Source organism: Streptomyces azureus (assembly GCF_001270025.1).
In the GTDB taxonomy this organism is placed as follows: domain Bacteria; phylum Actinomycetota; class Actinomycetes; order Streptomycetales; family Streptomycetaceae; genus Streptomyces; species Streptomyces azureus.
The window spans coordinates 16,665-42,186 of sequence record NZ_DF968189.1 but is presented as its reverse complement, the minus strand read 5'-3'; the positions used below and the strand labels follow the sequence as shown (position 1 = coordinate 42,186).

Genomic DNA, 25,522 nt, shown 5'->3' with positions numbered 1-25,522 from the left:
GCTAGCGCTCCGCGAGGTTCGAGCGGGTGCCGAGGCGGTCCTGGACCCAGTCGTGGAACTCGCCGATGTGGTGCTCGCTGGGCACCAGGACGCCGCCCTTGGCGTACAGCCGGGAGCTCATCGCGGGCTGGCAGCGCTCACAGGCGTCGAAGTCCTGCCGGTTGACGCGGTCGAACAGCTCGACCGACCGGCTGACGTCCCGGCCGCTTGCCACCACGCCCTTCAGGTACAGCCAGTCGCACTCCACGATCGTGCGGTCGACCGCCACCGGGAACATCCGGTGGAAGATCACGTGGTCGGGGACCAGGTTGATGAACACCTGCGGGCGCACCGTGATCGCGTAGTACCGGCGGTCCTGCTCCTCGGAGACCGTGGGGATACGGTCCAGGCCCTGAGAGCCGTCCACGGTGAAGCCCTGGACGTCCGAGCCGAACTCGGCGCCGTGTCCCACGTAGAACTGCGCCGCGTAGCCGTCGGCGAACTCCGGGAGGACCTCGGTCAGCTCGGGGTGGATGGTCGCGCAGTGGTAGCACTCCATGAAGTTCTCGATGATCAGCTTCCAGTTGGCCTTGACGTCGTAGACGATCCGCCGGCCGACCTCCAGGCTCTCGACGTCGTACCGCTCGATGGACTCCACGTCGCCCAGACGCGCGACCACGTCCGCGATCACCGACTGCTCGAACGAGGGCGGGTTCTCGGCCAGGCACACCCACACATAGCCCAGCCACTCGCGTACCGCCACGCCCGCCAGGCCGTACTCGGTGCGGCCGATGTCCGGCATCTTCGTCAGGTTCGGCGCCGCCACGAGCTTGCCGTTGAGGTCGTACGTCCAGGCGTGGTACGGGCACTGGAAGGCCCGCTTCACCTCTCCGGACTCCTGCGTGCACAGCTTCGCGCCCCGGTGCCGGCACACGTTGAAGAAGGCCCGGACGGAGCCGTCCCGCGACCGGGTCAACAGGACGCTCTCCCGCCCGACGTCCACGGTCCGGAAGGCGCCCGGCTTCGACAGTTCCGACGAGCGTGCCGCGCAGAACCACATGGATTCAAAGATGTGTTCCTGCTCCAGGCGGAAGATCTCCGGGTCCGTGTAGTGGTCACCGGGGAGGGTCGCGATCAGGCTCTCCGGCAGGCCGGTCGTAGTCATGGTTCACCTCGGAGTGAAGGCGCCTCGGGCGGGCGAGTGGTTGCCTCATGTGCAACGAGCTTCTTGCTACGCAACTCACGGTGCAGCCCACCCGAAGCAGTGTCAAGCCCTTGACCGCAGACCGCCGCAGCCAGGACCATGTTGCGTATCAGTCAGACTGTTGCGTAATACGCACTTCTCTGGGAGGGCTCCGTGTCTCTTGGACGCACAACCGGCCGCGAGTTCGTCCTCACCCTGTCGTGCCCCGATCGCTCGGGCCTCGTCCACGCCGTCACCGGCTTCCTGGTCCGGCACTCCGGGAACATCCAGGAGAGCCAGCAGTTCGACGACCGGTTGCAGGACCGCTTCTTCATGCGGGTGCACTTCGACGTCTCGGACCCGGGCACGTCGCTGGAAAGCCTGAAGACCGGCTTCACCCAGGTCGCGGAGGCGTACCGGATCTCCTGGCAGCTGTACGAGGCGTCGACGCCCACGCGCACGCTGATCATGGTGTCGAAGTTCGGGCACTGCCTGAACGACCTGCTCTTCCGCTGCCGCACCGGCGCGCTGAACATCGAGGTGCCGGCGATCGTCTCCAACCACCGGGACTTCGAGCCGCTCGCCGAGAGCTACGGGATCCCCTTCCACCACGTGCCCGTGACCCGGGAGACGAAGCCCGAGGCGGAGGCGCGGCTGCTGGAGCTCGTCGACGAGCTGGACATCGACCTGGTGGTCCTCGCCCGCTACATGCAGATCCTGTCGAACGACCTGTGCAAGCAGCTCGAAGGCCGGGCGATCAACATCCACCACTCGTTCCTGCCGAGCTTCAAGGGCGCCCGCCCCTATGTCCAGGCGCACGAGCGCGGCGTCAAGCTCGTCGGAGCGACGGCCCACTACGTCACCCCGGACCTCGACGAGGGACCCATCATCGAGCAGGACGTCGTCCGTGTGAACCACTCACAGGGTCCCGACAGCCTGGTCGCGCTGGGGCGCGACGTCGAGGCGCAGGTCCTGGCACGGGCGGTGGAATGGCACAGCCAGAGCCGCATCATGGTCAACGGCAACCGTACGGTCGTCTTCCGCTGAGGAAAACGGCCTCCGAGGAAAATGACCTCCACCCCCTCACGCCTGTTGTCCATTTCACTTAGGGTTTCGCCATGGGCAACTACGGCGCTGACTCCGCAGGCGCTCCCAGTGGCGGAGTGCAATCCGTTGACCGTGCTGTCGCCGTGCTGGAGATCCTCGCCCAGCACGGCGAGGCGGGCGTGAGTGAAGTGGCCGCGGCGATCGACGTCCACAAGTCCACCGCTTTCCGTTTGCTCGGCGCGCTGGAAGCGCATGGGATGGTCGAGCAGGAGAGCGAACGCGGAAAGTACCGTCTCGGCTTCGGCGTCGTGCGCCTGGCCGGCGCCGTGACGGGCCGCATCGCCGTCACCAGACACGGGCGCGGGATCTGCGAGCGTCTCGTCGACGATGTGGGCGAGACGCTGAACATCGCCGTGCTCGAGTCCCACCACGCGATCAACCTCTACCAGGTACGCGGCTCGTCGGCCATCGCCGCGCAGAACTGGGTGGGACGGCTGACGCCGCTGCACTGCACGTCGAGCGGCAAGGTCCTCCTGGCCCACCTCGACCGCGAGGCCCGCGACGAACTCCTCGCCGAGGCCGGCCTCCCCCGTCTGACCCCGCGCACGGTGACCTCCAGGAAGAAGCTGGAGGCGGATCTGTCCAAAGCCCGTGAGCAGGGTTATGCCATCACGCTGGAGGAATACGAGGAGGGCCTCAACGCCCTGTCCGCTCCCGTGCGTTCGGACGAAGGCGAGGTCGTCGCCGCCCTCAGTGCGTCAGGGCCGGCCTTCCGGCTGACCGAGGAGCGGATGCGCGAACTCGCGCCGCTGCTGGTCTCGGGAGCGGACGAGCTCAGCCGCCGTCTCGGTTATACGGGTTGAGGCCCGCAAGGCCCGACTCGGTCGCTGACCAGGACAGAACCCTCATGACAAGCGGCGGTCGGTGATCCGGTGTCCGGATCACCGACCGCCGCTTGCGTGCTGCCCGCGTCAGCCCGTCCACTCCACAGCCGCGTCCAGCAGCCAGTCCGTCAGATAGCCGGCGAAGGACGAACGGACCAGCACCCAGAACCCGGCCCTGGGGTCGTCACGGGCGACCAGGACCACCTGGGTTCGGCCCAGGTTCGTCTGGGCGCAGCGCCCCGGGCCGAAGGCCCGCGGGTGAAGATCCAGCGAGCAGCCGTGGGCGAGCAGGTCGCGGGCCCGGGGGCCCGCGACGAGGAGCGTGGTGCGCTGAGCCGAGACATCGATGACGGACACGGGCTCGTCGCCCGCGGCCTCACGGATCCGGCTCTCCAGGTCCTGCTGACCGCCCGGCGGACCCACCACGAGCCACTCGTCGGGGCCGAGCCACAGCGCGGTCAGCTCCCCGGCGCGGACGACGGTGTCGGGTTCGACGGGAAGTGGGAGGCCCAGCGCCAGCCCCACGGCGTCCGCCGCCGCTCCCTTGGGGTCGAGACGCACATTGATCTGGGTCAGGAAGGGCAGTTCCGCCAGCCGGATCGCGCCCCCGGAGGTGCGGGTCGCGGCGGCCAGCCGGTCGGCGGCATGCGACAGGGGGCTGCGGAGCGGGGTGGTAACGGCGGTGTCAGCCATCGCGGCGGGCTCCCTCGGGGTCGTAGAGGACGGGGTTCGCGACGGTCACCGGGACCAGCCGGTCGCCCACGGGTGCGTAGAGTCGCTCACCGATGCGGTCCCGGCCGCCCTTGACCAGCGCGAGGGCGAACGTCCGGCCGAGGGCCGCGCTGCGGTAACTGGACGTGACGTGGCCGAGCATCGGGACGGGCGGCGCCGGCAGCACACTGCCGGCGACCAGGTGCGTGCCTTCGGGGAGGAACGTGCCAGGGTCCTCCGGAAGCAGCCCGACCAGGTGCTTGCGGTCGGGGCGGGCGGTGTCGGCACGGGCGTGGGACCGCTTGCCGATGAAGTCCCGCTTCTTCTTCGACACCACCCAGCTCATGCCGAGGTCCTGCGGCGTCACGGTGCCGTCGGTGTCCTGGCCGACGATCGGATAGCCCTTCTCCGCGCGCAGGACGTGCATGGTCTCCGTGCCGTAGGGGGTGATGCCGTACGGGGCGCCGGCCTCGTACAGCGCCTCCCACAGGGCGAGGGCCTCCCACGGTGACACGTTGATCTCGTAGGCGAGTTCGCCGGAGAAGCTGATCCGGCACACGCGCGCGTCGATGCCGGCGACGGTCGTCTCGCGCCACGCCATGAACGGGAAGTCGTCGTTGGCGACGGCGAGTCGGGGCGCGAGCGAGCCGAGGACCTCGCGGGAGCGCGGGCCGACCAGGGCGACCGTGGCCCACTGCTCGGTCACCGACGTGCAGTGGACCCGCAGTTCGGGCCACTCCGTCTGGAGCCACTCCTCCATCCAGTCCAGCACGGCGGCGGCGTTGCCCGTCGTGGTGGTGACGAGGTAGCGGTCCTGGTCGAGACGGATGACGGTGCCGTCGTCGAAGACCATCCCGTCCGGGCGGCACATCACGCCGTAGCGGATCATGCCGACCTTCAGGGTGCTCATCATGTTGGTGTACAGCAGGTCGAGGAAGACGCCGGCGTCCGGGCCCTGGACGTCGATCTTGCCGAGGGTGGAGGCGTCCATGAAGGCGACGCCCTCGCGGGCCGCGGCGCACTCGCGCAGTACGGCCGTCTCCATGTCCTCGCCGTCCTGGGGGTAGTACCAGGGCCGCTTCCACTGGCCGACGTTCTCGAACAGGGCGCCGTGCGCGACATGCCACTCGTGCAGGGCGGTGGTGCGGATCGGGTCGAGCAGGGCGCCGCGGTCGCGGCCGGCGAGGGCGGCGAAGGAGACAGGGGTGTACGGCGGCCGGAAGGTGGTGGTGCCGAGCGCGGAGATGTCCACGCCGAGCAGTTCGGCGACGACGCCACTGGCCAGGACGCCGGAGGTCTTGCCCTGGTCGTTCGCCGTGCCGGCCGTGGTGTAGCGCTTGGTGTGCTCGACGGAGCGCATGCCGGCACCGGTCGCCCGGGCCAGGTCATCGACGGTGACGTCGCGTTGCAGGTCGACGAAGCGCGGGGCGCCTTCCCGGCCAGGGACGGTGAAGACCCGCATGGGCGGCGTGTGCAGCGGCGTGGCCACCTGTGGCAGCCGGACCTCCCCTGGGGTGTAGCCCTCGGCCTCGAGCGCGCGGGCACCGGCGGCGGCCCCCTGTGCGAGAACGCGCGCCAGGTCGAAGACGCCGCTCGCGCCGCCCGCGACCTCGACGGCCTGGCGGCAGGTGTCGGGGACGAAGGTGCCGAGCTCCTCGTCGTAGCGGAGCTTGCCTCCCGCCTGGCTGAACAGGTGCGCCACCGGGTTCCAGCCGCCGGAGACCAGGAGCAGGTCGGCGGCGAACTCCCGCTGTCCCGTGGACTGTCCGTACGGGGCGACGGTCACGGAGGTGAGACGGGGGTCGCCTTCCGTGGCGGTGACGGCGTGCCCCGTCAGCACCTCGATGCCGGCCTGGCGGGCGCGCGTCGCCCACTCCCCCGGCTCGGTGCGGGTGTCGACCACGGCCTCGATGGCCACGCCCGCCGCCGCGAGGTCCAAGGCCGCCGCGTAGGCGCTGTCGTTGGTGGTGAAGACGACCGCGTGGCGGCCGGGCAGGACGCCGTGGCGGTTGGCGTAGGTGCGGGCCGAGGCGGCCAGCATCACGCCGGGGCGGTCGTTGTCCGCGAAGGCCAGCGAGCGTTCGTGGGCGCCGGTGGCGAGGACGACGCGGCGGGCGCGGATGCGCCAGACGCGTTCGCGGGAGACGTTCTCGGGGGCCTGGGCGCCGAGGTGGTTCGTGCGGCGCTCCACGGCGAGCAGGTGGTTGTCGTCGTAGTAGCCGAAGACGGTGGTGCGGCGCAGGACATGGACGTCGGGGGCGGCGTCGAGCCGGGCGGTCGTCCCGGTCACCCAGTCGAGGTGTTCGCCGGTGCCGAGGAGGCTGCCGCCGGGTTCCGGCTGGTCGTCGGCGAGGATGACGCGGGCACCTGATCGGGCGGCGGCTTCCGCTGCCGCGAGTCCGGCCGGGCCCGCGCCCACGACCAGGAGGTCACAGTGGGTGTGGACGGCGTCGTAGCGGGCCGGGTCCGGTTCGGTGGCGAGCCGGCCCTGGCCGGGGAGGCTCGTCGCGACCAGGCCGTCGTAGAGCTCGACGGTGGTGGCGGGGAGCATGGGCTCGGGGAAGGGGGCCTCGATCTGGATGACGGCGTTGGGCTCCTCCGCGCCGGCCGAGAAGATGCCCCGCGGGCGGCCCAGCTTGATGCTGGTGCCGGTCTGGACGACGCCGTTGGCGAGGAGGGCGGAGGCGAGGGTGTCGCCCTTGTAGCCCTGGTATTCGGTGCCGTCGAAGGTGAAGGTGATCGGGGTGTCGCGGTGGATTCGGCCGCGGGTGGGGTGGCGGAACGGCTGGGTTGAATCGCCCCCGCCGCCCCTGCCCTTCCCGTCCTGAAGGGGCTCCGCCACTTCGGCCCCGCTGGGGGCTGCGCTCCCAGGCCCCCCTTCGGCCTGGGCGGCCTCGTCCTCAAGCGCCGGACGGGCTGGTGGTGCCGGGGTCGGCTGGAAGGTGCCCGGGCTCGGCTCGAGAGCGCCCGACCGCCGTTCAACCGTTCCCGGGCGTTCCTCACCCGCCCGGTACACCGTCAGGATCTCGTTCGTCGATGTGTCCCGCACCGCGTTGAACCAGCGGCGGCAGCCCGCCGCATGGCTCCAGCGCTCGGCGAAGGGGCCCCTCGGGTTGTCACGGAAGAAGAGGTAGCGGGCCCACTCCTCGTCGGTGAGGGAGGACGGGTCCTGCGGGTACGGCACATGGGCCTGGCCGCCGTAGTGGAACTCGGCCTCGTCGCGGGGCCCGCACCACGGGCAGGGGATCAGCAGCATGGGTCGGCTCCCTGATGGTCCTAGTGGGCGACCGCGGCCGCGCCGTGCTCGTCGACGAGCGCGCCGGTGGTGAAACGGTCGAGCGAGAAGGGGGCGTTCAGCGGATGCGGTGTGTCGTGGGCGATGGTGTGGGCGTAGACCCAGCCCACGCCGGGGGTGGCCTTGAAGCCTCCGGTTCCCCAGCCGCAGTTGAGGTAGAGGTTGTCGACCGGGCTGAGGCCGATGATCGGTGAGGCATCGGGGCTGACGTCGACGATGCCGCCCCAGGTGCGCAGGACGTGGGCGCGGGCGAAGACCGGGAAGAGCTCCAGGGCCGCCGACATCTGCTCTTCGATGATGTGGAAGGCACCGCGCTGGGTGTAGGAGTTGTACGCGTCGATGCCCGCGCCCATCACCAGCTCGCCCTTGTGGGCCTGGCTGACGTACACGTGGACCGCGTTGGACATGACGACCGTCGGGTGCACCGGCTCCAGCAGCTCCGACACCAGCGCCTGCAATGGGTGGCTCTGGACGGGGAGTTCGACGCCGGCCATGGCCGCCAGGACCGAGGTGTGGCCCGCCGAGCAGAGCGCGACCTTGCCCGCCGCGATCGGGCCGCGGGTGGTCTGGACTCCCACCACCCGGTTGCCGACGACGTCGAGGCCGGTGACCTCGCAGTTCTGGATGATGTCGATCCCGGCGGCGTCGGCGGAGCGGGCCAGGCCCCACGCCACGTGGTCGTGCTTGGCGATACCCGCGCGCGGCTGGTAGGTCGCGCCCAGGACCGGATAGCGCACGTCCGGGGAGATGTTGACGATCGGGCAGACTTCCTTGACGCCGTCCGCGTCGAGCCACTCGGCGTCCACGCCGTTGAGGCGGTTGGCCTCGACGCGGCGCACGCTGTCGCGGACGTCCTGGAGGCTGTGGGCGAGGTTCAGCACGCCACGCTGGGAGAACAGGATCGGGTAGTCGAGCTCGTCCGCCAGTCCCTCCCACAGCTTGAGCGCGTGCTCGTAGATGCCGGCGCTCTCGTCCCACAGGTAGTTGGAGCGGATGATCGTGGTGTTGCGGGCCATGTTGCCGCCCGCCAGCCAGCCCTTCTCCAGCACGGCGACGTTGGTGATGCCGTGGTTCTTCGCCAGGTAGTGGGCGGTGGCCAGACCGTGGCCGCCGCCGCCCACGATGACGACGTCGTACGAGCGCTTCGGCTCGGGGTTGCGCCACAGCCAGTCGGGGTGTTCGGGGAGCTCGGCGCCTGGGGTGCGGGGGCTCATCGGGCGTCTCCGTCTTCGGACAGGTGCGGGTAGAGCGGGTGCTTGGCTGCCAGCGCCTCCGTGCGGGCGCGCAAAGCGGGCACGTCCGGCTCCGGTTGGAGGGCGAGTGCGATCACGTCCGCCACCTCGGAGAAGTCCGCCTCGGTGAAGCCGCGGGTGGCCAGTGCCGGGGTGCCGATGCGCAGGCCCGAGGTGACCATGGGCGGGCGCGGGTCGAAGGGCACGGCGTTGCGGTTGACGGTGATGCCGACCTCGTGGAGCAGGTCCTCGGCCTGCCGGCCGTCGAGCTCCGAGTCGCGCAGGTCGACCAGGACCAGGTGGACGTCCGTGCCTCCGGTCAGGACCTTCACCCCGGCCGCCGCCGTGTCGGGCCGGGTGAGGCGTTCGGCCAGGATGCGGGAGCCGGCGAGCGTGCGGGCCTGGCGTTCGGCGAACTCCGGTGACGCGGCGACCTTGAACGACACCGCCTTCGCGGCGATGACGTGCTCCAGGGGCCCGCCCTGCATGCCGGGGAAGACCGCAGAGTTGATCTTCTTGGCGAGGTCGGCCTCGTTGGTGAGGATGACGCCGCCGCGCGGGCCGCCGAGTGTCTTGTGCGTCGTGGTGGTCGTGACGTGGGCGTGCGGTACGGGGTTGGGGTGCAGTCCCGCGGCCACCAGTCCGGCGAAGTGCGCCATGTCGACCATCAGCAGGGCGCCCACGTCGTCGGCGATCCTGCGGAACTCCGCGAAGTCCAGCTGCCTCGGATACGCCGACCAGCCCGCGATGATCATCTTGGGGCGGTGCTCCTTGGCGAGCTGCTCGACCTCGTCCATGTCGACGAGGTTGTCCGCCTCGGACACGTGGTACGGCACGACGTTGAGCATCTTGCCGCTGTAGTTGATGCGCATGCCGTGCGTGAGGTGCCCGCCGTGCGCGAGGTCGAGGCCGAGGACGGTGTCGCCTGGCTGAAGCAGGGCGAAGAAGACGGCGGTGTTCGCCTGGGCGCCCGAGTGCGGCTGCACGTTGGCGAAGCCCGCGCCGAAGAGGGACTTGATCCGCTCGATGGCCAGCCGCTCGGTGACGTCGACGTGTTCGCAGCCGCCGTAGTAGCGGCGGCCCGGGTAGCCCTCGGCGTACTTGTTGGTCGCGACCGAGCCCTGGGCCTCCATCACGGCGGAGGGCGCGAAGTTCTCGGAGGCGATCATCTCCAGCGTGGACTGTTGGCGGTGCAGTTCGGCGCGGAGCGCGGCGTGGACCTCGGGGTCCAGCTCAGCCAGGGGGGTGTTCAGCGCGTTCATACGGCGTTCGCGTTCCTCTCGGCGGCCTCGACGACATTGGCGAGCAGCATGGCCCGGGTCATGGGCCCCACGCCCCCGGGCATCGGCGCCAGCCATCCGGCGACCTGGGCGGCGTCCGGGTGGATGTCACCCACCAGTCCTTGGTCGGTGCGGGTGATGCCGACATCGAGGACGGCCGCGCCGGGGCGCAGCATGTCCTTGGTGATCAGTCCGGGCGAGCCGGCGGCCGCGACGACGATGTCCGCCTCGCGTACGTGCCAGGCCAGGCCCTTGGTGCCGGTGTGGCACAGGGTGACGGTGGCGTTCTCGGACCTGCGGGTGAGGAGGAGTCCGATGGGCCGTCCGACGGTGATGCCCCGGCCGATCACGCACACCCGCGCTCCGGCGAGGGGCACGTCGTGGCGGCGGAGCAGTTCGACGATGCCGCGCGGGGTGCACGGCAGTGGGGCCTCGACGCCGAGGACGAGCCGGCCGAGGTTGACGGGGTGCAGTCCGTCGGCGTCCTTGGCCGGGTCCATGCGTTCCAGTACGGCGCCCGCGTCGAGGTGGCGCGGCAGCGGGAGCTGGACGATGTAGCCGGTGCAGGCGGGGTCGGCGTTGAGTTCGTCGATCGTCTCCTCGACCTGCTGCTGCGAGGCGTCGGCGGGCAGCTCCCGGCGGATGGATGCGATGCCGACCTGGGCGCAGTCGCGGTGCTTGCCGCCGACGTAGGCGTGGCTGCCGGGGTCGTCGCCGACCAGGACGGTACCCAGGCCCGGCGCACGGCCCGTGGTGGCGGCCAGCTTGGCCACGCGCTCGGCGAGTTCGCGGCGGATGGTGGCGGCAGTGGCCTTGCCGTCGAGCAGTTGTGCGGTGGTCACCGGCGGTGTTCCTTCCCTGCGGTCAGCCACGGAGGCGGGACATGGTCGGGTCGAACAGGGGCTCCTCGGCGACCACGGCCTCGACGGACTGGTCGAAGTAGCCGATGTGCACAGTCGTGCCGGGGGTGGTGAGTTCCGTGGGCAGCCACGCATAGGCGATGCCCTTGCCGATCGTGTAGCCGTACGCGGCACTCGTGACGTACCCGACCGCACAGTCACCGTCGTACACCGGCTCCTTGCCCATCACGACCGCCCGCGGGTCGTCGATCGTGAGACAGGTGAGCTTGCGCCGTACGTCGGCCTTGCGGCGCTCCAGCGCCGCCTTGCCGATGAAGTCGTCCTTGTCGAGCTTGACGGCGAATCCGACGCCGGCCTCGTAGGGGTCGTGCTCGTAGGTCATGTCCGTGCCGAAGGAGCGGTAGCCCTTCTCCAGGCGGAGGCTGTTGAAGGCGCCTCGCCCGGCCGCGATGCCGCCGAGCGGCTCGGCCGCCTGCCACAGGGTGTCCCACAGCTTCTGCCCCAGGTCGGCGGTGGTGTACAGCTCCCAGCCGAGCTCACCGACGTAGCTCAGGCGCATCGCGGTGACGGGGACGGAGCCGATGTGGGCGCGCTTGGCGCGGAAGTACTTCAGTCCGGTCGCCGAGAAGTCGGCGTCGGTGAGCGGCTGGAGGACGTCGCGGGCGCGCGGTCCCCACAGGCCGATGCAGCAGGTGCCGGGGGTGATGTCGCGAACCTGGACAGTGCCGTCGGCGGGGAGGTGACGGGTGAACCAGTCGAGGTCCAGGTTGCCGTTGGCGCCGACCTGGAAGAGGTCGGGGGCCAGCCGGGCGACGGTGATGTCGCTGCGGATGCCGCCGTCGTGGTCGAGGAGCAGGGTGTACGTCACCGAGCCGACGGACTTGGCGACCTTGCCGGTGCACAGCCGCTCCAGGAACTCGCCGGCGCCGCGCCCGCTGACCTCGAGCCGCTTGAGGGCCGTCATGTCGTACATCGCGACGGTCTCGCGGGTGGTCTGGGCCTCGGCGGCGACGATGGGCGACCAGTACCTCGCGGCCCAGTCGTTGGGGGTGACGATGGAACGGCCCTCGACCAGGCCCGCGTTGGCCTCGTACCACTGGGGGCGCTCCCAGCCGTTCGCCTCCAGGAAGAAGGCGCCCAGCTCCTGCTGGCGGGCGTGGAACGGGCTCGTGCGGATCGGGCGCGGGTCCCCCGACGGCTGGAGGGGGTGGAGGATGTCGTAGACCTCGACGAAGTTCTGGCAGTCGCGGGCCAGCACGTACTCCGGTGAGAGCTGGTGCGGCTCGAAGCGGTTGACGTCGCACTCGTGCAGGTCGAACGAGGAGCAGTAGCCGTCGACCAGCCACTCGGCCATGGCCCGTCCGACGCCCGCGGAGTGGGTGACCCAGACGGCCTCGGCGACCCAGAAGCCCTTGACGTCCGGGGATTCGCCGAGCAGCGGCAGGCCGTCGGTGGTGAAGGAGAACAGGCCGTTGATGCCCTCTTCGACCTTGGCGTCCTTCGTCGCGGGGAGCAGCGACTGGGTCTCGCTCCAGGCCTCCTCGAAGTCCTCCTCGGTGAACTTCAGGACGGACGGCATCTCCTCGGCCTCGTCCACGGAGAGGATGTCGTCGGCCGAGATCGGCATCGGGCGGTGGCCGTAGTAGCCGATGCCCAGGCCGTCGAAGCGGTCGCGGTAGTAGAGGTCGGCGTCCTGGTGGCGCAGGATCGGGCGGACCGCCTCCTGCGTCTGGCCCGCCAGGGCCGGTACCGGGCCCGTCCAGGCGAGTTGGTGGCCGAGCGGCGTGAGGGGGAGGTTCATGCCGACCATGCGGGCGATCTTCGGGCCCCAGATGCCGGCGCAGCACACGACGATGTCGGCGGGGATCTCGCCCTGGTCGGTGACGACACCCGTCACCTCGCCGTCGGCCCGCTGGATGTCGAGTACTTCGTGGCGGGCCAGGAAGCGCACGCCGCGCTCGGTGGCCCGGCGGATCTGCGCCTCGACGGCGAGGACCGCCTTCGCGAGGCCGTCCGTGGGCACGAGGAGGCCGGCGAGGACCTTGTCCGGGTTGACGAGCGGGTGCTGTTCGACGCACTCCTCGGTGCTCAGCAGCCGGGACTCGATGCCCCAGGAGGCGAGCCAGCCGTGGCGCCGCTGCAGTTCCGTGACGCGCTCCGGGGTGGTCGCCACCTCCAGGCCGCCAACCTGGAGGAAGCAGGGCTGACCGTCCACGTCGAGCGAGCAGAACTTCTCGACGGTGTAACGGGCCATCTCCGTCATGGTCTTGGAGGGGTTGGTCTGGAAGACCAGGCCCGGGGCGTGCGACGACGATCCCCCGGTGGCGGGCAGCGGGCCCTGGTCGACCACGGTCACTTCGGTCCAGCCTCGCGCGGAGATCTCATCGGCGAGCGCTGCTCCCACGACGCCCGCTCCGATGATGACCACCCGGGGTCCCGCCATCGCCGCACCTCCGACGTTGAAAGCGATCCAGTTGCTGTGTGCGCAACAGGGTTCAGGTTGCGCAACTCAATGTGCCCGCCGTGGACAGGCGTGTCAAGGGGTCCGCGACGCCGGAAAAGCCCCCGGAAACTCCGGGGAGGAACCACCGGAAAACGACGAGGCCCGGCAGGCTGAGGGCACAGCCTGCCGGGCCTTGCCGGCGGGGTTCACCAGGGCAGTCGTTCGCCCTACTTGATCCAGGCGTCGACCTTGTCGCGGTTGGCCTCGACCCACTTCTTCGCCGCGGCCTCGGGCGCCATCTTGTCCACCGCGATGTACTTGGCGACCGTGTTCTGGTCGTCGTTCGTCCAGGTGAAGTTCTTCACCAGGTCATAGGCCGGGCTGCCCGACTTGGCGAACTTGGCGCTGACGATCTTGTCGAGTTTGTACACCGGGTAGTCGCAGGCGACCTTCTCGGCGTCGGCGTCGCAGCCTTCCTTGTACGCGGGCAGGCTGACCTTCTTCAACGGCACCTCGGACAGGAACCACTGCGGCTCGTAGAAGTAGCCGATCACCCATTCCTTGTTCTTCTCGGCGTTGCGGTACGCCTGGATGAGCGCGGTCTCGCTGCCCGCGTACACCACCTTGAAGTCCAGCTTGAGGTTCTTCACCAGCGCCTCGTCGTTGGTGACGTACGAGGGGTCGCCGTCGAGGAGCTGTCCCTTTCCGCCCGACTCCGAGGTCTTGAACTTCGACGCGTACTTGTTCAGGTTCTTCCAGTTCAGGATGTCCGGGTGCGCCTTGGCCAGCCACGGCGGCACGTACCAGCCGATGAGGCCCTCGTTGCCGGTCGGGCCCGCGTCGACGGCGGTCTTCTGCTGGGTGATGTACTTCTTCTTCAGGTCGTCGTGACCCCAGTTCTCGACGACGGCGTCGACCTCGCCCGTCCCGAAGCCCTGCCAGGCGATCTCCTCCTTCAGGTCCTTCTGCTCGACCTTGCAGCCGAGGTCGTGCTCGGCGACGTAGGCGAGGACCGCCGCGTTCGCCTCGTAGCCCACCCAGGGGTTGATCGCGAGGTTGAAGGTGCCGCACTTGCCCGAGCTGCCCGAGCCGGCGGCGGTGTCGTCGCCGACCTTCGCGCCGCCGCAGGCCGTGAGGGTGAGGCCGAGGACGGCCAGGCCGGCCGCGCCGGCTCTGAAGTGTCGTGCCATGGTGTGGTGCTCCTTATGCGCCGGCGCGGCGAGCCGCTGCCTGAGTGATCCGGTCGAACATGACTCCGAGCAGGACGATGGCCAGTCCGGCCGCGAGTCCCTTGCCGTACAGCTGTCCCTGCGAGAACCCGGCCACGACGTCGTAGCCGAGGGCACCCGCGCCCACCAGGCCGCCCACGACGACCATGGACAGCACGTAGATCAGGCCCTGGTTGGTCGCGAGGGTCAGGGCGCCCCGCGACATGGGCAGTTGGACCTTGGTGATGATCTGCCAGGTGTTGCACCCGGTGGATGTCGCCGCCTCGACGGTGGTCTCGGGCACGGCCCGCACCCCGTCGGCGATGATCTTGATGGCGACCGGCGCCGCGTAGACGACGGCGGCGACGATGGCAGTGAACCGTGTCGCGCCGAACAGCGCGAGGAACGGCACGAGATAGACGAACGGCGGCATGACCTGGGCCGCGTCCAGGGAGGGCCTCAGCAGCCGGTCCACCAGCGCGCTGCGGCCCATCCACACACCGAGGACGACGCCGAGCAGCATCACCAGCACCGTCGCCACCGCGGTGGACGCCAGCGTCGTCATGGCGTCCGACCAGACACCGGTACCGACCAGCAGGCCCACGCACACGGCGGTGGTGACCCCGGCACGCCAGCCGCCGAGCACCGCGCCGACCGCGACGAGGGCGGCGCCGACGAGCCACCACGGGGAGTCGGTCAGCAGGGTCTGGAACGGATTGAGCAGGCCGTTGGTGAGGGCGTCGCGGAAGCCGTTGGTCAGTCCCGACAGATTGTCCTGTGCCCAGGTGGTCACGTCGGCCGCCGTCCTGGCGATGCCGCTGCCGATGCCTCCCTCGCCGGGGAACTCGGCCGCCCACACGTACATGTGCGACAGATATACGAGCACCGCCGCCACCACCGCGCCTGCCGTGAGCAGCTGCCGCCGCCACTTGAGGAACGGGCTGTCCGAGCCCCGGGCCGTCTCCGCCCGTCCGCTCGCCGCGGTGGTGACCCGGTCCAGCACGATGGCCAGGACGACGATGGCCAGACCGGCGTTGAAGGCCGTGCCGACGTCGAGCGACTGCAGGGCCTGTATGACGGTCTTGCCGAGGCCTGGCGCGTCGATCAGGGCCGCGATGGTCACCATGGCCAGGGCGGCCATGATGGTCTGGTTGACACCCATCACCACGGTCCGCTTGGACATCGGCAGCAGGACCTTCAGCAGCGCCTGCCGCCGCGTCGCGCCCATCGAGTCCGCCGCCTCGACCGTGGTCTCCGGTACGGAGCGGATGGCGTGCGCCGTGATGCGGATCGCCGGTGGTGCCGCGTAGATCGTGGTGGCGATCGTGGCGGAGGCGGGACCGATCAGGAAGAACAGGGTCAGCGGCGCCAGATAGACGAAGGTCGGCATCGTCTGCATGAAGTCCAGGAACGGCGTCACGATCCGGTTGACCCGGTCCGACAACCCGGCCCACACGCCCAGCGGGATGGCGAACAGCAACGCCACGAAGACCGCGGAGAGGGTCAGCGCCAGGGTGTCCATGCTCTCCTGCCAGAGCCCTTGCAGGCCGAGGAAGGTGAAGCCGGCCACGGCCAGCAGCGCGACACGCCAGTTGCCCACGGCCCAGGAGACGTAGCCGACGACGCCGACGACACCCAGCCAGCCGATCTGCGGAACCGGGCGGCCCGCGGTCGGCTGCGAGATCAGCTCCTGGACGAAGGTCACCAGGAAGTCGATGACCACGCGGATCTCGTTGAAGAAGTAGAGGAAGAGCGGGTTGGAGTTGCGGTTCGCGCCGATCGAGTCGTTGACGTCGTTGAACCACCGGTGCAGATCGGTCAGGTCGGCCGCCGCGAGGGCCAGGGTCTGCTTGCCGCGCAGCACGGCGAAGAGCACCAGCCAGACGAGCACGACCGCGGCCACCACCACGGCGCGGTTGACCGTGCGCACACGCCGGGCGGGAGCGGGCGGCTCCACGGTCCCGGTCTTCTCCGGCTTCTCGATCGCGACGGTCATCACGCGTCGCCTTCCTGCCCGGCGACCACCGCGAGGATCTCCTCGTCGCCGACGATGCCGAGCAGCTTGCCGTCCTCCACGACCTTGACCGGCTTCTCGGCCGCGAGCACCGCCCGCGTGGCCTCCTTCACCACGACGTCCGGGCCGAGCTCGGGACCGTCCAGGGGGTCCCCGGGCTCCGCCGGGCGCATGATCCACCGCAGGGTCAGTACGTCACCGCGGGGCACGTCCCTGACGAAGTCGCGTACGTAGTCGTCGGCGGGGGCCCCGACCAGTTCGTCGCCGGTGCCGCACTGGACCATCCTGCCGTCGCGCATGATGAGGATGCGGTCGCCCAGCCGCAGCGCCTCCGACAGATCGTGGGTGATGAACACCATGGTCTTGCCGACCTCGTGATGCAGCCGGACGACCTCGTTCTGCATGTCACGGCGGATCAGCGGGTCGAGCGCGGAGAACGGCTCGTCGAAGAGGAGTACGTCCGGGTCACCGGCCAGTGCGCGGGCGAGACCGACGCGTTGCTGCATACCGCCGGAGAGCTGGTCGGGGTAGGAGCTCTCGTACCCGGAGAGCCCGACGAGTTCGACGACCTCCAGCGCCCGTCTCGTGCGCTCGGCCCGGCTCATGCCGCGGATCTCCAGCCCGAACGCCACGTTCTCGACGACCCGGCGGTGCGGCAGCAGCCCGAAGTGCTGGAAGACCATGGAGAACTTGCTGCGGCGCAGTTCGCGCAGGCGGCCCGCGTCCGCGTCGCGGATGTTCTCGCCCTCGAAGAGGATGTCGCCGGCGGTGGGTTCGATGAGCCGGGTCAGACAGCGCACCAGGGTGGACTTGCCGGAGCCGGACAGGCCCATGACGACGAACACCTCGCCGGGCGCGACCTCGAAGTCCACGTCCCGCACGGCGGCGGTGCATCCGGTGCGGTCCATCAGTTCGCGGCGGGTGAGCCCGCGCAGTTCCTCGGAGCCCGGCACCTGGTCCGCCTTCGGCCCGAACACCTTCCACAGCTCGCGTACGGATATGACCGGGTCGGGTGCCGGGTCCTGGGGCGTGCCGCGCCGCTGCGGCACCTCGGTCGTTGCTGGGGTCATGTTCGACCTCTTTTCGGCGTTCAGCCGCGGAACCAGTGCTGCGGCCGGGGTTGGATGTTCTGCCAGATGTGTTTGGGTTCCCGGTACTCGTCCAGGCCGGTCGGGCCCAGCTCCCGGCCCACGCCGGAGTGCCCGAACCCACCCCATTCCGCCTGCGGCACATAGGGGTGGTAATCGTTGATCCACACCGTGCCGTGGCGCAGCCGGCGGGCGACCCGCTGGGCCTTCCCGGCGTCCTGCGTCCAGACGGCGCCGGCGAGTCCGTACTCGGTGTCGTTGGCGATGCGTACGGCGTCGTCCTCGCCGGTGAAGCGCTCCACGGTGAGCACGGGACCGAAGGACTCCTCGTGCACCACCCGCATGTCCTGACCGCACTCGTCGAGCACGGTGGGCGGGTAGTAGTGGCCGTCCGCCAGTGCCGGGTCGTCGGGGCGTCCACCACCGCAGCGCAGGACGGCGCCCTCGGCGAGTCCGGTCGCGACGTACGCCTCGACCTTCGCCAGGTGCTGCGCGGAGATCAGCGGGCCGGTCTCGGCCCGCGGATCGAAGGGGCCGCCGAGCCGGATCCGCCGGGCGCGGCGGACCACCTCGTCGACGAACCGGTCGTGCAGCGAGTCCTCGACGATCAGCCGGGCGCCGGCCGAGCAGACCTGGCCGGAATGCAGGAAGACGGCCGTGAGCGCGAAGTCCACGGCCGTCTCGAAGTCGGCGTCGGCGAAGACGACATTGGGGTTCTTGCCGCCGAGCTCCAGCGCGACCTTCTTCACGGTGGCGGCAGCGGTGGCCATGATGCGTCTGCCGGTGTCCAGGCCGCCGGTGAAGGAGACCATGTCGACGGCGGGGTCCTCGGCGAGCGGTGCGCCCACCTCGGGCCCGGTCCCCAGGACGAGGTTGGCGGCACCGGCCGGGAGCCCGGCCTCCTCCAGCGCCTTCATCAGCAGGATGGACGTCGAGGGGGTGAGCTCACTGGGCTTGAGGACGATCGTGTTGCCCGCGAGGAGAGCGGGCGCGACCTTCCAACTCGCCTGGAGCAACGGGTAGTTCCAGGGGGTGATCAGTCCGCACACGCCGATCGGCTCGTAGACGACGCGGCTGACGGCGTCGTCACGGCCGGTGTCGATCACCCGGCCGGCGCCGGTGCCGCCGAGCCCTCCGTAGTAGCGGAAGCAGGAGACGACGTCGGCGATGTCGTACTCGCTCTCCACCAGCCGTTTGCCGGTGTCCAGCGATTCGGCACGGGCGAACGCGTCGGCGTCGCGTTCGAGGAGGTCGGCGGTGCGCAGGAGGAGCGCGCCGCGCTCACGCTCGGAGGTGCGCGGCCAGGGCCCTTCGTCGAAGGCCCGGCGGGCCGCGGCGATGGCCGCCTCGGTGTCCGGACGGGTACCTTCGGACACGGTCACGGAGAGCGTGCCGTCGGCGGGGCAGCGGATGTCCCGGTGGCCGCCGGCCACGGGATCCCGCCATTTTCCGTCTACGTACAGGTCTGCCACGTCGGGCCCTTCGAGCGGATCGCGTTGCGCATCGTGCACCGCATTGCTTGTGGTGGAACACTCTGTAGAAGGCTGCACCCCACGTCAAGGGGGTGACCGATGACGGTTTCACCAAGGAGACAGCCACGGGGAGGGCACGCCGGTCGGCCCGGAACGCCTCGCCTCCGGGCCTGCCGACTGTCTGAAAACCGCCGGTTACGGCAGGGAGCGGTGCCGGTAATACGCGGCGCTGGACGGCGGCAGCGGGTCCTTTCCGAGGATGAGGTCGGCCGCCTTTTCCGCGATCATCATCACCGGCGCGTAGATGTTGCCGTTGGTGATGTAGGGCATCACCGACGCGTCGACGACACGCAGCCCCTCCACCCCGTGCACCCGCATGCTGGCCGGGTCCACGACGGCCATCTCGTCGGTGCCCATCTTGCAGGTGCAGGACGGATGCAGCGCGGTCTCGCCGTCCTTGGCGACCCAGGCGAGGATCTCCTCGTCGGTCTCGACGGACGGTCCGGGCGAGACCTCCCCGGCGTTGTACGGGGCCATGGCGGGCTGGTTGAGCAGCTCACGGGCGACCCTGACGGCCTCGACCCACTCGCGGCGGTCCTGCTCGGTGGACAGGTAGTTGAAGCGCAGCGCGGGGTGCTCGGCCGGGTCCTTGCTCTTGATCTTCACCGAGCCGATGGCGTCGGAGTACATGGGCCCGACGTGCACCTGGTAGCCGTGTCCACCGGCGGGCACGGAGCCGTCGTAGCGGACCGCGATGGGCAGGAAGTGGAACATCAGGTTGGGGTAGGGCACATCCTCGTTGCTGCGGACGAAGCCGCCCGCTTCGAAGTGGTTGGTCGCGGCGGGGCCCGTGCGGAACAGCCACTGCAGGCCGATGAAAGGGGCCCGCCACTTCGCGAGGTACGGCTGCATGGAAACGGGCTGCTTGCAGGCGTACTGGATGTACACCTCCAGGTGGTCCTGGAGGTTCTCGCCGACACCCGGCAGATCGTGTACGACGTCGATGCCGAGCGCGCGCAGTTCCTCGGCGTTGCCGACGCCCGAGAGCTGGAGCAGCTGCGGGGAGTTGATCGCGCCTCCGCAGAGGATGATTTCGCGGGCACGCACCCGCTGGGGTCTGCCGCGGCCACGCCGGTACTCCACGCCGACGGCCCGCTTGCCTTCGAAGAGGACGCGGGTGACCAGGCTGCGCGTCTTGATCGTGAGGTTGGGGCGCTTTCGCACGGGCTTGAGATAGGCCTTGGAGGCCGACAGGCGGCGGCCGCGGTGGACGTTGCGGTCGAATCTGGCGAAACCTTCCTGCCGATAGCCGTTCACGTCGTCGGTGGGAGCGTGGCCCGCCTCCTCGGTGGCCTTCAGGAAGGCCTTGAAGAGCGGATTGTCCCCCGGGCCGCGTTCCAGGACGAGTGGACCGTCGTGACCGCGGAACTCGTCGTCCGGGTCGGCGGCGAGGCAGTTCTCCATCCGCCGGAAGTACGGCAGGCAGTGCGCGTAGTCCCAGGTCTTCATGCCCGGGTCGGCCGCCCAGCGCTCGTAGTCCATGGGGTTGCCGCGCTGGAAGATCATGCCGTTGATGCTGCTGGAACCGCCCAGTACCTTGCCTCGCGCGTGGTAGACGCGCCGCCCGCCCATGTGGGGCTCCGGTTCGGACTCGTACTTCCAGTCGTAGAACCGGCTGCCGATCGGGTAGGTCAGTGCCGCGGGCATGTGGATAAAGACATCCCAGGGGTAGTCGGACCTGCCCGCCTCCAGCACCAGCACCCGGTTGCCGGGGTCCGCGGAGAGCCGGTTGGCCAGTGCACTGCCGGCCGATCCACCACCGACGATGACGAAGTCGTACTGCAAGTGAGCCATGGGGCCTCGCCTCGGTCGCGCCGTAGAGAATGCGCGGCATGCTAGTACTTGTATCTCTATGTGCACCAGGTTGCGAGCAACGCAACTTCTGCAATGTCATGCCAAGCCCGTGACCTGCACCGCTGTCGGCTATGTTTAACGCCCGTATAGTTGCGTTGTGAGCAACTACCATGCGGATTCCGAGACGACAACTGCGCCGACCGGTGGGGTGCAGTCGGTCGACCGCGCCATCACCGTGCTGGAGATCCTGGCCCAGCGCGGTGAGGCCGGCGTCAGCGAGGTGGCCGCCGAGATCGATGTCCACAAGTCCACCGCGTTCCGGCTGCTCGGCGCCCTGGAGGTGCGCGGCCTGGTGGAGCAGGCAGGCGAGCGCGGCAAGTACCGCCTCGGTTTCGGCATCGTCCGCCTCGCCGGCGCGGTCACCGAGCGCATCGACATCACCCAGCAGAGCCGCCCGGTCTGCGAGCGTCTCGCGGAGGAGATCGGCGAGACCGTGAACCTCGCCGTGATGCAGGAGCGTTACGCGATCAACCTGTATCAGGTGCGCGGTCCGGGTGCTGTCACGGCGTTCAACTGGGTCGGCCAGCTGACGCCGTTGCACGCCACCTCCAGCGGCAAGATCCTGCTGGCCCACATGCCGGCGAAGGAGCGTGCCGCGCTGCTGTCGGAGGTCGGTCTGAAGAAGGTGACCCCCCGCACCCTGACCGCGAAGACGAAGCTCGAGAAGAACCTCGCCGAGGCGCTCGAGCGTGGCTACTCCTGGACCCTGGAGGAGTTCGAGGTAGGACTGCACGCCATGGCCGCCCCGGTCCGCAACAGGGACGGCGACGTCATCGCGGCGATCAGCGCCTCCGGACCGGCGTACCGGCTCACCGAGGACCGCATGCACGAGCTGGCACCGGTGCTGGTCAAGGGCGCGGACGAGATCAGCTATCGCATGGGCTACCTGGGCTGAGCCCGCCGCGCCGCCTTCGACGTGCGCCCTGCACACCAGGTGGCGGCCCGACGTGAACCGCCGCTACCGTGGCCGCCCCGCGCCCAGACGCTCCTGGACGAAGGCGTGGAACTCACCGATGTGATGCTCGCTGGGCACGAGGACTCCGCCCTTGGTGTACAGCCGGGAGCTCATCGCGGGCTGACAGCGCTCGCATGCGTCGAAGTCCTGCCGGTTGACCCGGTCGAAGAGCTCCACCGACCGGGTGACGTCCTTGCCGCTCTCGACGACGTGTTTGAGGTAGAGCCAGTCGCACTCGACGATGGTGCGGTCCGCGGCGACCGGGTACATCCGGTGGAAGATCACATGGTCGGGCACGAGGTTGATGAACACCTGCGGCCGGACGGTGATCGCGTAGTAACGGCGATCCTGGTCCTCGGTGACGCCGGGAATGCGGTCGAGGCCTTCGGAGCCGTCGACGGTGAAGCCCTTGACCTCGGAGCCGAACTCCGCACCGTGTCCCACGTAGTACTGGGCGGCGTACCCGTCGGCGAACTCGGGGAGGACCTCGGTCAGTTCGGGGTGGATCGTCGCGCAGTGATAGCACTCCATGAAGTTCTCGACGATGAGTTTCCAGTTCGCCTTCACGTCGTAGACGATGCGTTTGCCGACTTCGAGGTTGTCGATGTCGTAGTGCTCGATCGACTCCGTGTCGCCCAGGCGCGCGACCACATCCCCCACGACCTCGTCGAAGGGGGGCGGGTCCTCTGCGAGGCACACCCACACATAGCCGAGCCATTCCCGCGTGGCCACTGCTGCCAGGCCGTACTCGGTGCGGCTGATGTCGGGCATCTTGGTGAGGTTGGGTGCCGCGACGAGTTTGCCCGTCAGGTCGTAGGTCCAGGCGTGATAAGGGCACTGGAAGGCGCGTTTGACCTCGCCGGTCTCCGCCGTGCAGAGCTTGGCTCCGCGGTGCCGGCAGACATTGAAGAATGCACGTATGGAGTTGTCCCGTGCCCGGGTGATCAGGATGCTCTCGCGGCCCACCTCGACGGTCCGGAAGGCACCGGGCCGGGCGAGGTCGGCGGAGCGCACGGCGCAGAACCACATCGCCTCGAAGATGTGTTCCTGCTCCTGGGCGAAGATCTTCGGATCCGTGTAGGAGGAACCGGGGAGGGTGGCGATCAGGCTTTCCGGCAGGCCGGTCGAGGTCACAGTGCACTCCTCGGGGAGACGAGTGGATCGGGCATGCACGCGCCGGGAAGAGCGACACCGGACGTCGTTGGTAAGGAGCAGCGCGGCGGGCCGGCCCCTCCGCGCAACAGCGGTTGTGAGTGCGGTCTACGCCCCTGTCAGGGCGCCTTGGCCGCGAGCTGCTTGCGCCAGCGCATGAACAGCTTCGGCTGGTTCATCCCGAGTACGGCGACCGGGTGTCCGGCACGCCGGTAGACGGCCAGGACGTTGCGATCGTCCGCGGTGCCTTCCTCGATCGTCACGCTGTCGGCGCGGGCCGCATGGCCGGCGAACTGGATCTTCACGCCGTACTGGTCGGACCAGAAGTACGGCGGCCGGGGTGTGCCCGGTTCGGACTCACCCCAGGACAGCAGGGCGGCCACGGCCGCGTCGGGGCGTTCGCGGGCGCCTGTCCAGTGCTCGACGCGGCGGTGCGTGCCTGCGCGCGGGTCGTACCAGGAGGCGCAGTCGCCGACCGCGACCACCCCGGCCAGGCTGGTCCGGCCGTCCGCACCGCACTTGACGCCGTCGTCGAGTTCGACACCCGATCCGGCCAGCCACTCGACGCAGGGACGGGCCCCGACACCCACGACGACTATGTCGGCGGGGATGCTCCGGCCGTCCTCCATCAGGACCGCGTCGACGCGGTTCTCGCCGCTCAGTCCCTTGACGCCCACGCCGCACAACAGGTGTACGCCGTGGTCCGCGTGGAGGGCGGAGACGATACGCCCCATGGCCGCGCCGAGCGGTCCGGCCAGTGGTGTGGGCGCCGCCTCGACGATGGTCACGTCGAGGCCGAGAGCGTAGGCGGTGGAGGCGACCTCGGCACCGATGAAGCCGCCGCCGATCACGACCAGGCGTCCGCCTTGGGTCAGTTCGTCCCGCAGGGCGCGGGCGTCGTCCAGTGTGCGCAGGGTGTGCACACCGGCCAGTCCATCCATACCGGGCAGGGTCCGGGCGGCGGCACCGGTGGCGATGACGATGCCGTCGGCCCGCACTTCCCGGCCGTCGGTGAGCCGCACGGCGCGGGGCGTGGTGTCGAGTCCGGCGGCGCGGGCTCCGAGCAGCCACTCCGCCTGCAAGTCCTCGTCGTCCGACTCCAGTGCGAGATCGGCTTCGCTGATGCCACCGGCCAGGAACTCCTTGGACAGTGGCGGCCTGTCGTACGGGCGATGGATTTCGTCGCCGATGACGACCAGCCGTCCGTCGTATCCCTGTTTCCGCAACGAGCGCGCCGCCGACAGACCGGCCAGCGACGCGCCCACCACGGCCACGGTCCTCACGTGACGCCCCCCACGAGCCGGGCCGCGATGCAGGGAGGCAGGTTCGGAGCTGCCGTGGACAGCCGGACGTAGATCATGCCGTCCTCGACGAAGACCTCGTGCGTGCGCACCGGGAGCTTGGCCGGCGGGGCGTCGACGGCTCCCGTCTTGAGGTTGAACTTCGAGGCGTGCAGCGGGCATTCGACCTCACAGCCCTCCAGCCAGCCGTCGGCAAGCGAGGCGTCCTGGTGGGTGCATGTGTCGTCGATGGCGAAGAGTTCGCCGTCATCGGTGTGGAACACCGAGACCGGCGGGTCGATGTCGAGCCTGTGGGCCTCGCCTCGGGGCAGATCCACGAGACGGCACGCGGCAATCATCATGACACCTCGGTGCGTATAGCGGAACGGATTGCGGTGAACGCAACGCCAGTTTGAGGGCGCCCACAAACCCTTGTCAAGGAGTTCACGGGTCACCTGGCGCCCATATTTCGTGTTGCATATCACGCAACCCCCTGCACCATGGGAAACGCAGGTCAGAGCGGAACGCCTCTCAGAACTGGCCCATCGGCAGCGGCGTCGCCGCGGAATCGAGGCCCCACCGAGCGGCCACGCGCACCGCGTCGGCCGTCGAGGCGACGTCGTGGACGCGCACGCACCAGGCGCCCTGCGCGGCGGCCAGGACCGACACCGCGGAGGTGGCCGCGTCCCGCAGGTGCGCCGGGCGGGGCTGCCCTGTCTCCGGGTCGGCGAGCAGGTGACCCAGAAAGGACTTCCGCGCCGCACCCACCAGGACCGGCCGGCCGAGCGCGACGACCTCCCGGAGACGGCCGAGCAGCCGCCAGTTGTGCTCGGCGTGCTTGGCGAACCCGAGCCCCGGGTCGACGATGAGACAGTCCGCCGGGACCCCGGCGTGCAAGGCCGCGTCGACTCTCGCCCGCAACTCGTCGACCACGTCGGTGACGACGTCGTCGTACACGGCGTTCGCCTGCATCCCCGCGGAGTGCCCGCGCCAGTGCATGAGCACGTAGGGCGCACCGGCCCGGGCCATCAGCGGCAGCATCTCCGGGTCGGCGAGCCCGCCGGAGACATCGTTGACCAGGGCGGCGCCGGCCTCGATGGCATGAGCGGCGACCTCGGCCCGCATCGTGTCGACACTGACCGTCGCACCCGCGGCGGCGAGTTCGCGGACGACCGGCAGCACGCGCCGCAGCTCCTCCTCGACGGCCGGGCGCGCGGCGCCGGGACGGGTCGACTCGCCACCCACGTCCAGGATGTCCGCGCCCTCGTCGAGCAGCGCGAGGCCGTGCGTGACGGCCCGTTCCGGATCGAACCAGCGCCCGCCGTCGGAGAACGAGTCGGGCGTGACGTTCACGATGCCCATCACCAGGGTCCGGTCGAGGCGGGGAAGTCCTCGCGGATGGAGCGCGGGAGCGGCCCGGCCGGGCCGGGCGGCGGTGCTCACGCGACTCGGAGCTGGTCGACGGGACGGCGTGCGGAAATCATCATGGGACCTGGTGACCTCGTTGCGCATAGAGGAACAATGT

Annotated in this window: 19 protein-coding genes; 3 read left to right on the top strand and 16 right to left on the bottom strand. The window is 69.8% G+C overall.

The window, feature by feature from the left end; all coding sequences use genetic code 11:
• Position 1 precedes the first annotated feature (1 nt).
• Positions 2-1,144, bottom strand: a complete 1,143-nt coding sequence (locus tag AOQ53_RS01505) for an aromatic ring-hydroxylating oxygenase subunit alpha (RefSeq protein ID WP_059414206.1) — start codon at positions 1,142-1,144, stop codon at positions 2-4.
• Positions 1,145-1,336: 192 nt separating this feature from the next.
• Here AOQ53_RS01505 and purU point away from each other — a divergent pair, with 192 nt between their 5' ends.
• Together purU and AOQ53_RS01495 are read left to right on the top strand one after the other, a co-directional pair.
• Positions 1,337-2,209, top strand: a complete 873-nt coding sequence (purU, locus tag AOQ53_RS01500; protein ID WP_059414204.1) for a formyltetrahydrofolate deformylase — start codon at positions 1,337-1,339, stop codon at positions 2,207-2,209.
• Positions 2,210-2,325: 116 nt separating this feature from the next.
• Positions 2,326-3,072 carry an IclR family transcriptional regulator gene (locus AOQ53_RS01495; RefSeq protein ID WP_059414202.1) on the top strand — a complete coding sequence of 249 codons (747 nt, stop codon included), beginning with the start codon at positions 2,326-2,328 and terminating at the stop codon, positions 3,070-3,072.
• A 108-nt stretch (positions 3,073-3,180) separates the two neighbouring features.
• Here AOQ53_RS01495 and AOQ53_RS01490 read toward each other — a convergent pair whose 3' ends face one another.
• The 11 genes from AOQ53_RS01490 to betA form a co-directional block, all read right to left on the bottom strand.
• Positions 3,181-3,786: a sarcosine oxidase subunit gamma gene (locus AOQ53_RS01490; protein ID WP_059414200.1), complete on the bottom strand. Its 606-nt coding sequence runs from the start codon at positions 3,784-3,786 to the stop codon at positions 3,181-3,183.
• A complete protein-coding gene (locus AOQ53_RS01485; protein WP_059414198.1) occupies positions 3,779-7,060 on the bottom strand; it encodes a sarcosine oxidase subunit alpha family protein in 3,282 nt (1,093 codons plus the stop codon). Before AOQ53_RS01485 ends, AOQ53_RS01490 begins: the two co-directional genes overlap by 8 nt.
• A 20-nt stretch (positions 7,061-7,080) precedes the next feature.
• On the bottom strand, positions 7,081-8,313 hold the full coding sequence (locus AOQ53_RS01480; RefSeq protein WP_059414196.1) for a sarcosine oxidase subunit beta family protein: 1,233 nt from the start codon (positions 8,311-8,313) through the stop codon (positions 7,081-7,083).
• The gene (gene glyA / locus AOQ53_RS01475) at positions 8,310-9,593 is read right to left on the bottom strand and encodes a serine hydroxymethyltransferase (RefSeq protein WP_059414194.1); all 1,284 of its coding nucleotides are present in this window, start codon (positions 9,591-9,593) and stop codon (positions 8,310-8,312) included. Before glyA ends, AOQ53_RS01480 begins: the two co-directional genes overlap by 4 nt.
• The gene (locus AOQ53_RS01470) at positions 9,590-10,453 is read right to left on the bottom strand and encodes a bifunctional methylenetetrahydrofolate dehydrogenase/methenyltetrahydrofolate cyclohydrolase (protein WP_059414192.1); all 864 of its coding nucleotides are present in this window, start codon (positions 10,451-10,453) and stop codon (positions 9,590-9,592) included. The genes glyA and AOQ53_RS01470 overlap by 4 nt, the downstream gene beginning before the upstream one ends.
• A 22-nt stretch (positions 10,454-10,475) precedes the next feature.
• Entirely contained in the window at positions 10,476-12,914 is a 2,439-nt protein-coding gene (locus AOQ53_RS01465) for a GcvT family protein (RefSeq protein WP_059414190.1), read from the bottom strand.
• A gap of 227 nt (positions 12,915-13,141) precedes the next feature.
• Positions 13,142-14,104 carry an ABC transporter substrate-binding protein gene (locus AOQ53_RS01460; RefSeq protein WP_059414188.1) on the bottom strand — a complete coding sequence of 321 codons (963 nt, stop codon included), beginning with the start codon at positions 14,102-14,104 and terminating at the stop codon, positions 13,142-13,144.
• Positions 14,105-14,117: 13 nt separating this feature from the next.
• Positions 14,118-16,118 carry an ABC transporter permease gene (locus AOQ53_RS01455; protein ID WP_059414186.1) on the bottom strand — a complete coding sequence of 667 codons (2,001 nt, stop codon included), beginning with the start codon at positions 16,116-16,118 and terminating at the stop codon, positions 14,118-14,120.
• The gene (locus AOQ53_RS01450; protein ID WP_059414184.1) at positions 16,118-17,206 is read right to left on the bottom strand and encodes a quaternary amine ABC transporter ATP-binding protein; all 1,089 of its coding nucleotides are present in this window, start codon (positions 17,204-17,206) and stop codon (positions 16,118-16,120) included. Before AOQ53_RS01450 ends, AOQ53_RS01455 begins: the two co-directional genes overlap by 1 nt.
• 20 nt (positions 17,207-17,226) lie before the next feature.
• Entirely contained in the window at positions 17,227-18,696 is a 1,470-nt protein-coding gene (locus AOQ53_RS01445; protein WP_059414181.1) for an aldehyde dehydrogenase family protein, read from the bottom strand.
• A 195-nt stretch (positions 18,697-18,891) separates the two neighbouring features.
• Positions 18,892-20,550 (bottom strand): choline dehydrogenase, encoded by a 1,659-nt coding sequence (gene betA, locus AOQ53_RS01440; RefSeq protein WP_059414179.1) that lies wholly within the window; start codon positions 20,548-20,550, stop codon positions 18,892-18,894.
• 208 nt (positions 20,551-20,758) lie between these two features.
• On the opposite strand from betA, the gene AOQ53_RS01435 reads away from it, so the two are divergent.
• On the top strand, positions 20,759-21,505 hold the full coding sequence (locus AOQ53_RS01435) for an IclR family transcriptional regulator (protein WP_059414177.1): 747 nt from the start codon (positions 20,759-20,761) through the stop codon (positions 21,503-21,505).
• A gap of 63 nt (positions 21,506-21,568) precedes the next feature.
• On the opposite strand, the gene AOQ53_RS01430 is transcribed toward AOQ53_RS01435, so the two are convergent.
• The 4 genes from AOQ53_RS01430 to folP all read right to left on the bottom strand — a co-directional run bounded on the left by AOQ53_RS01430 (position 21,569) and on the right by folP (position 25,440).
• The gene (locus tag AOQ53_RS01430) at positions 21,569-22,699 is read right to left on the bottom strand and encodes an aromatic ring-hydroxylating oxygenase subunit alpha (RefSeq protein WP_059414175.1); all 1,131 of its coding nucleotides are present in this window, start codon (positions 22,697-22,699) and stop codon (positions 21,569-21,571) included.
• A gap of 137 nt (positions 22,700-22,836) precedes the next feature.
• A complete protein-coding gene (locus AOQ53_RS01425) occupies positions 22,837-24,000 on the bottom strand; it encodes an NAD(P)/FAD-dependent oxidoreductase (protein ID WP_078945092.1) in 1,164 nt (387 codons plus the stop codon).
• The gene (locus tag AOQ53_RS01420; RefSeq protein ID WP_059414170.1) at positions 23,997-24,359 is read right to left on the bottom strand and encodes a bifunctional 3-phenylpropionate/cinnamic acid dioxygenase ferredoxin subunit; all 363 of its coding nucleotides are present in this window, start codon (positions 24,357-24,359) and stop codon (positions 23,997-23,999) included. The genes AOQ53_RS01425 and AOQ53_RS01420 overlap by 4 nt, the downstream gene beginning before the upstream one ends.
• Before the next feature lie 169 nt (positions 24,360-24,528).
• Complete coding sequence (gene folP, locus AOQ53_RS01415; protein WP_078945091.1) at positions 24,529-25,440, bottom strand: dihydropteroate synthase; 912 nt, start codon at positions 25,438-25,440, stop codon at positions 24,529-24,531.
• Positions 25,441-25,522: the final 82 nt, after the last annotated feature.

Excerpts from the sequence above, each read along its gene's own strand:
- AOQ53_RS01505 (WP_059414206.1), bottom strand. The coding sequence starts at position 1,144 with ATGACTACGACCGGCCTGCCGGAGAGCCTGATCGCGACCCTCCCCGGT.
- AOQ53_RS01490 (WP_059414200.1), bottom strand. The coding sequence starts at position 3,786 with ATGGCTGACACCGCCGTTACCACCCCGCTCCGCAGCCCCCTGTCGCAT.
- AOQ53_RS01485 (WP_059414198.1), bottom strand. The coding sequence starts at position 7,060 with ATGCTGCTGATCCCCTGCCCGTGGTGCGGGCCCCGCGACGAGGCCGAG.
- AOQ53_RS01480 (WP_059414196.1), bottom strand. The coding sequence starts at position 8,313 with ATGAGCCCCCGCACCCCAGGCGCCGAGCTCCCCGAACACCCCGACTGG.
- glyA (WP_059414194.1), bottom strand. The coding sequence starts at position 9,593 with ATGAACGCGCTGAACACCCCCCTGGCTGAGCTGGACCCCGAGGTCCAC.
- AOQ53_RS01465 (WP_059414190.1), bottom strand. The coding sequence starts at position 12,914 with ATGGCGGGACCCCGGGTGGTCATCATCGGAGCGGGCGTCGTGGGAGCA.
- AOQ53_RS01460 (WP_059414188.1), bottom strand. The coding sequence starts at position 14,104 with ATGGCACGACACTTCAGAGCCGGCGCGGCCGGCCTGGCCGTCCTCGGC.
- AOQ53_RS01455 (WP_059414186.1), bottom strand. The coding sequence starts at position 16,118 with ATGACCGTCGCGATCGAGAAGCCGGAGAAGACCGGGACCGTGGAGCCG.
- AOQ53_RS01450 (WP_059414184.1), bottom strand. The coding sequence starts at position 17,206 with ATGACCCCAGCAACGACCGAGGTGCCGCAGCGGCGCGGCACGCCCCAG.
- betA (WP_059414179.1), bottom strand. The coding sequence starts at position 20,550 with ATGGCTCACTTGCAGTACGACTTCGTCATCGTCGGTGGTGGATCGGCC.
- AOQ53_RS01420 (WP_059414170.1), bottom strand. The coding sequence starts at position 24,359 with ATGATGATTGCCGCGTGCCGTCTCGTGGATCTGCCCCGAGGCGAGGCC.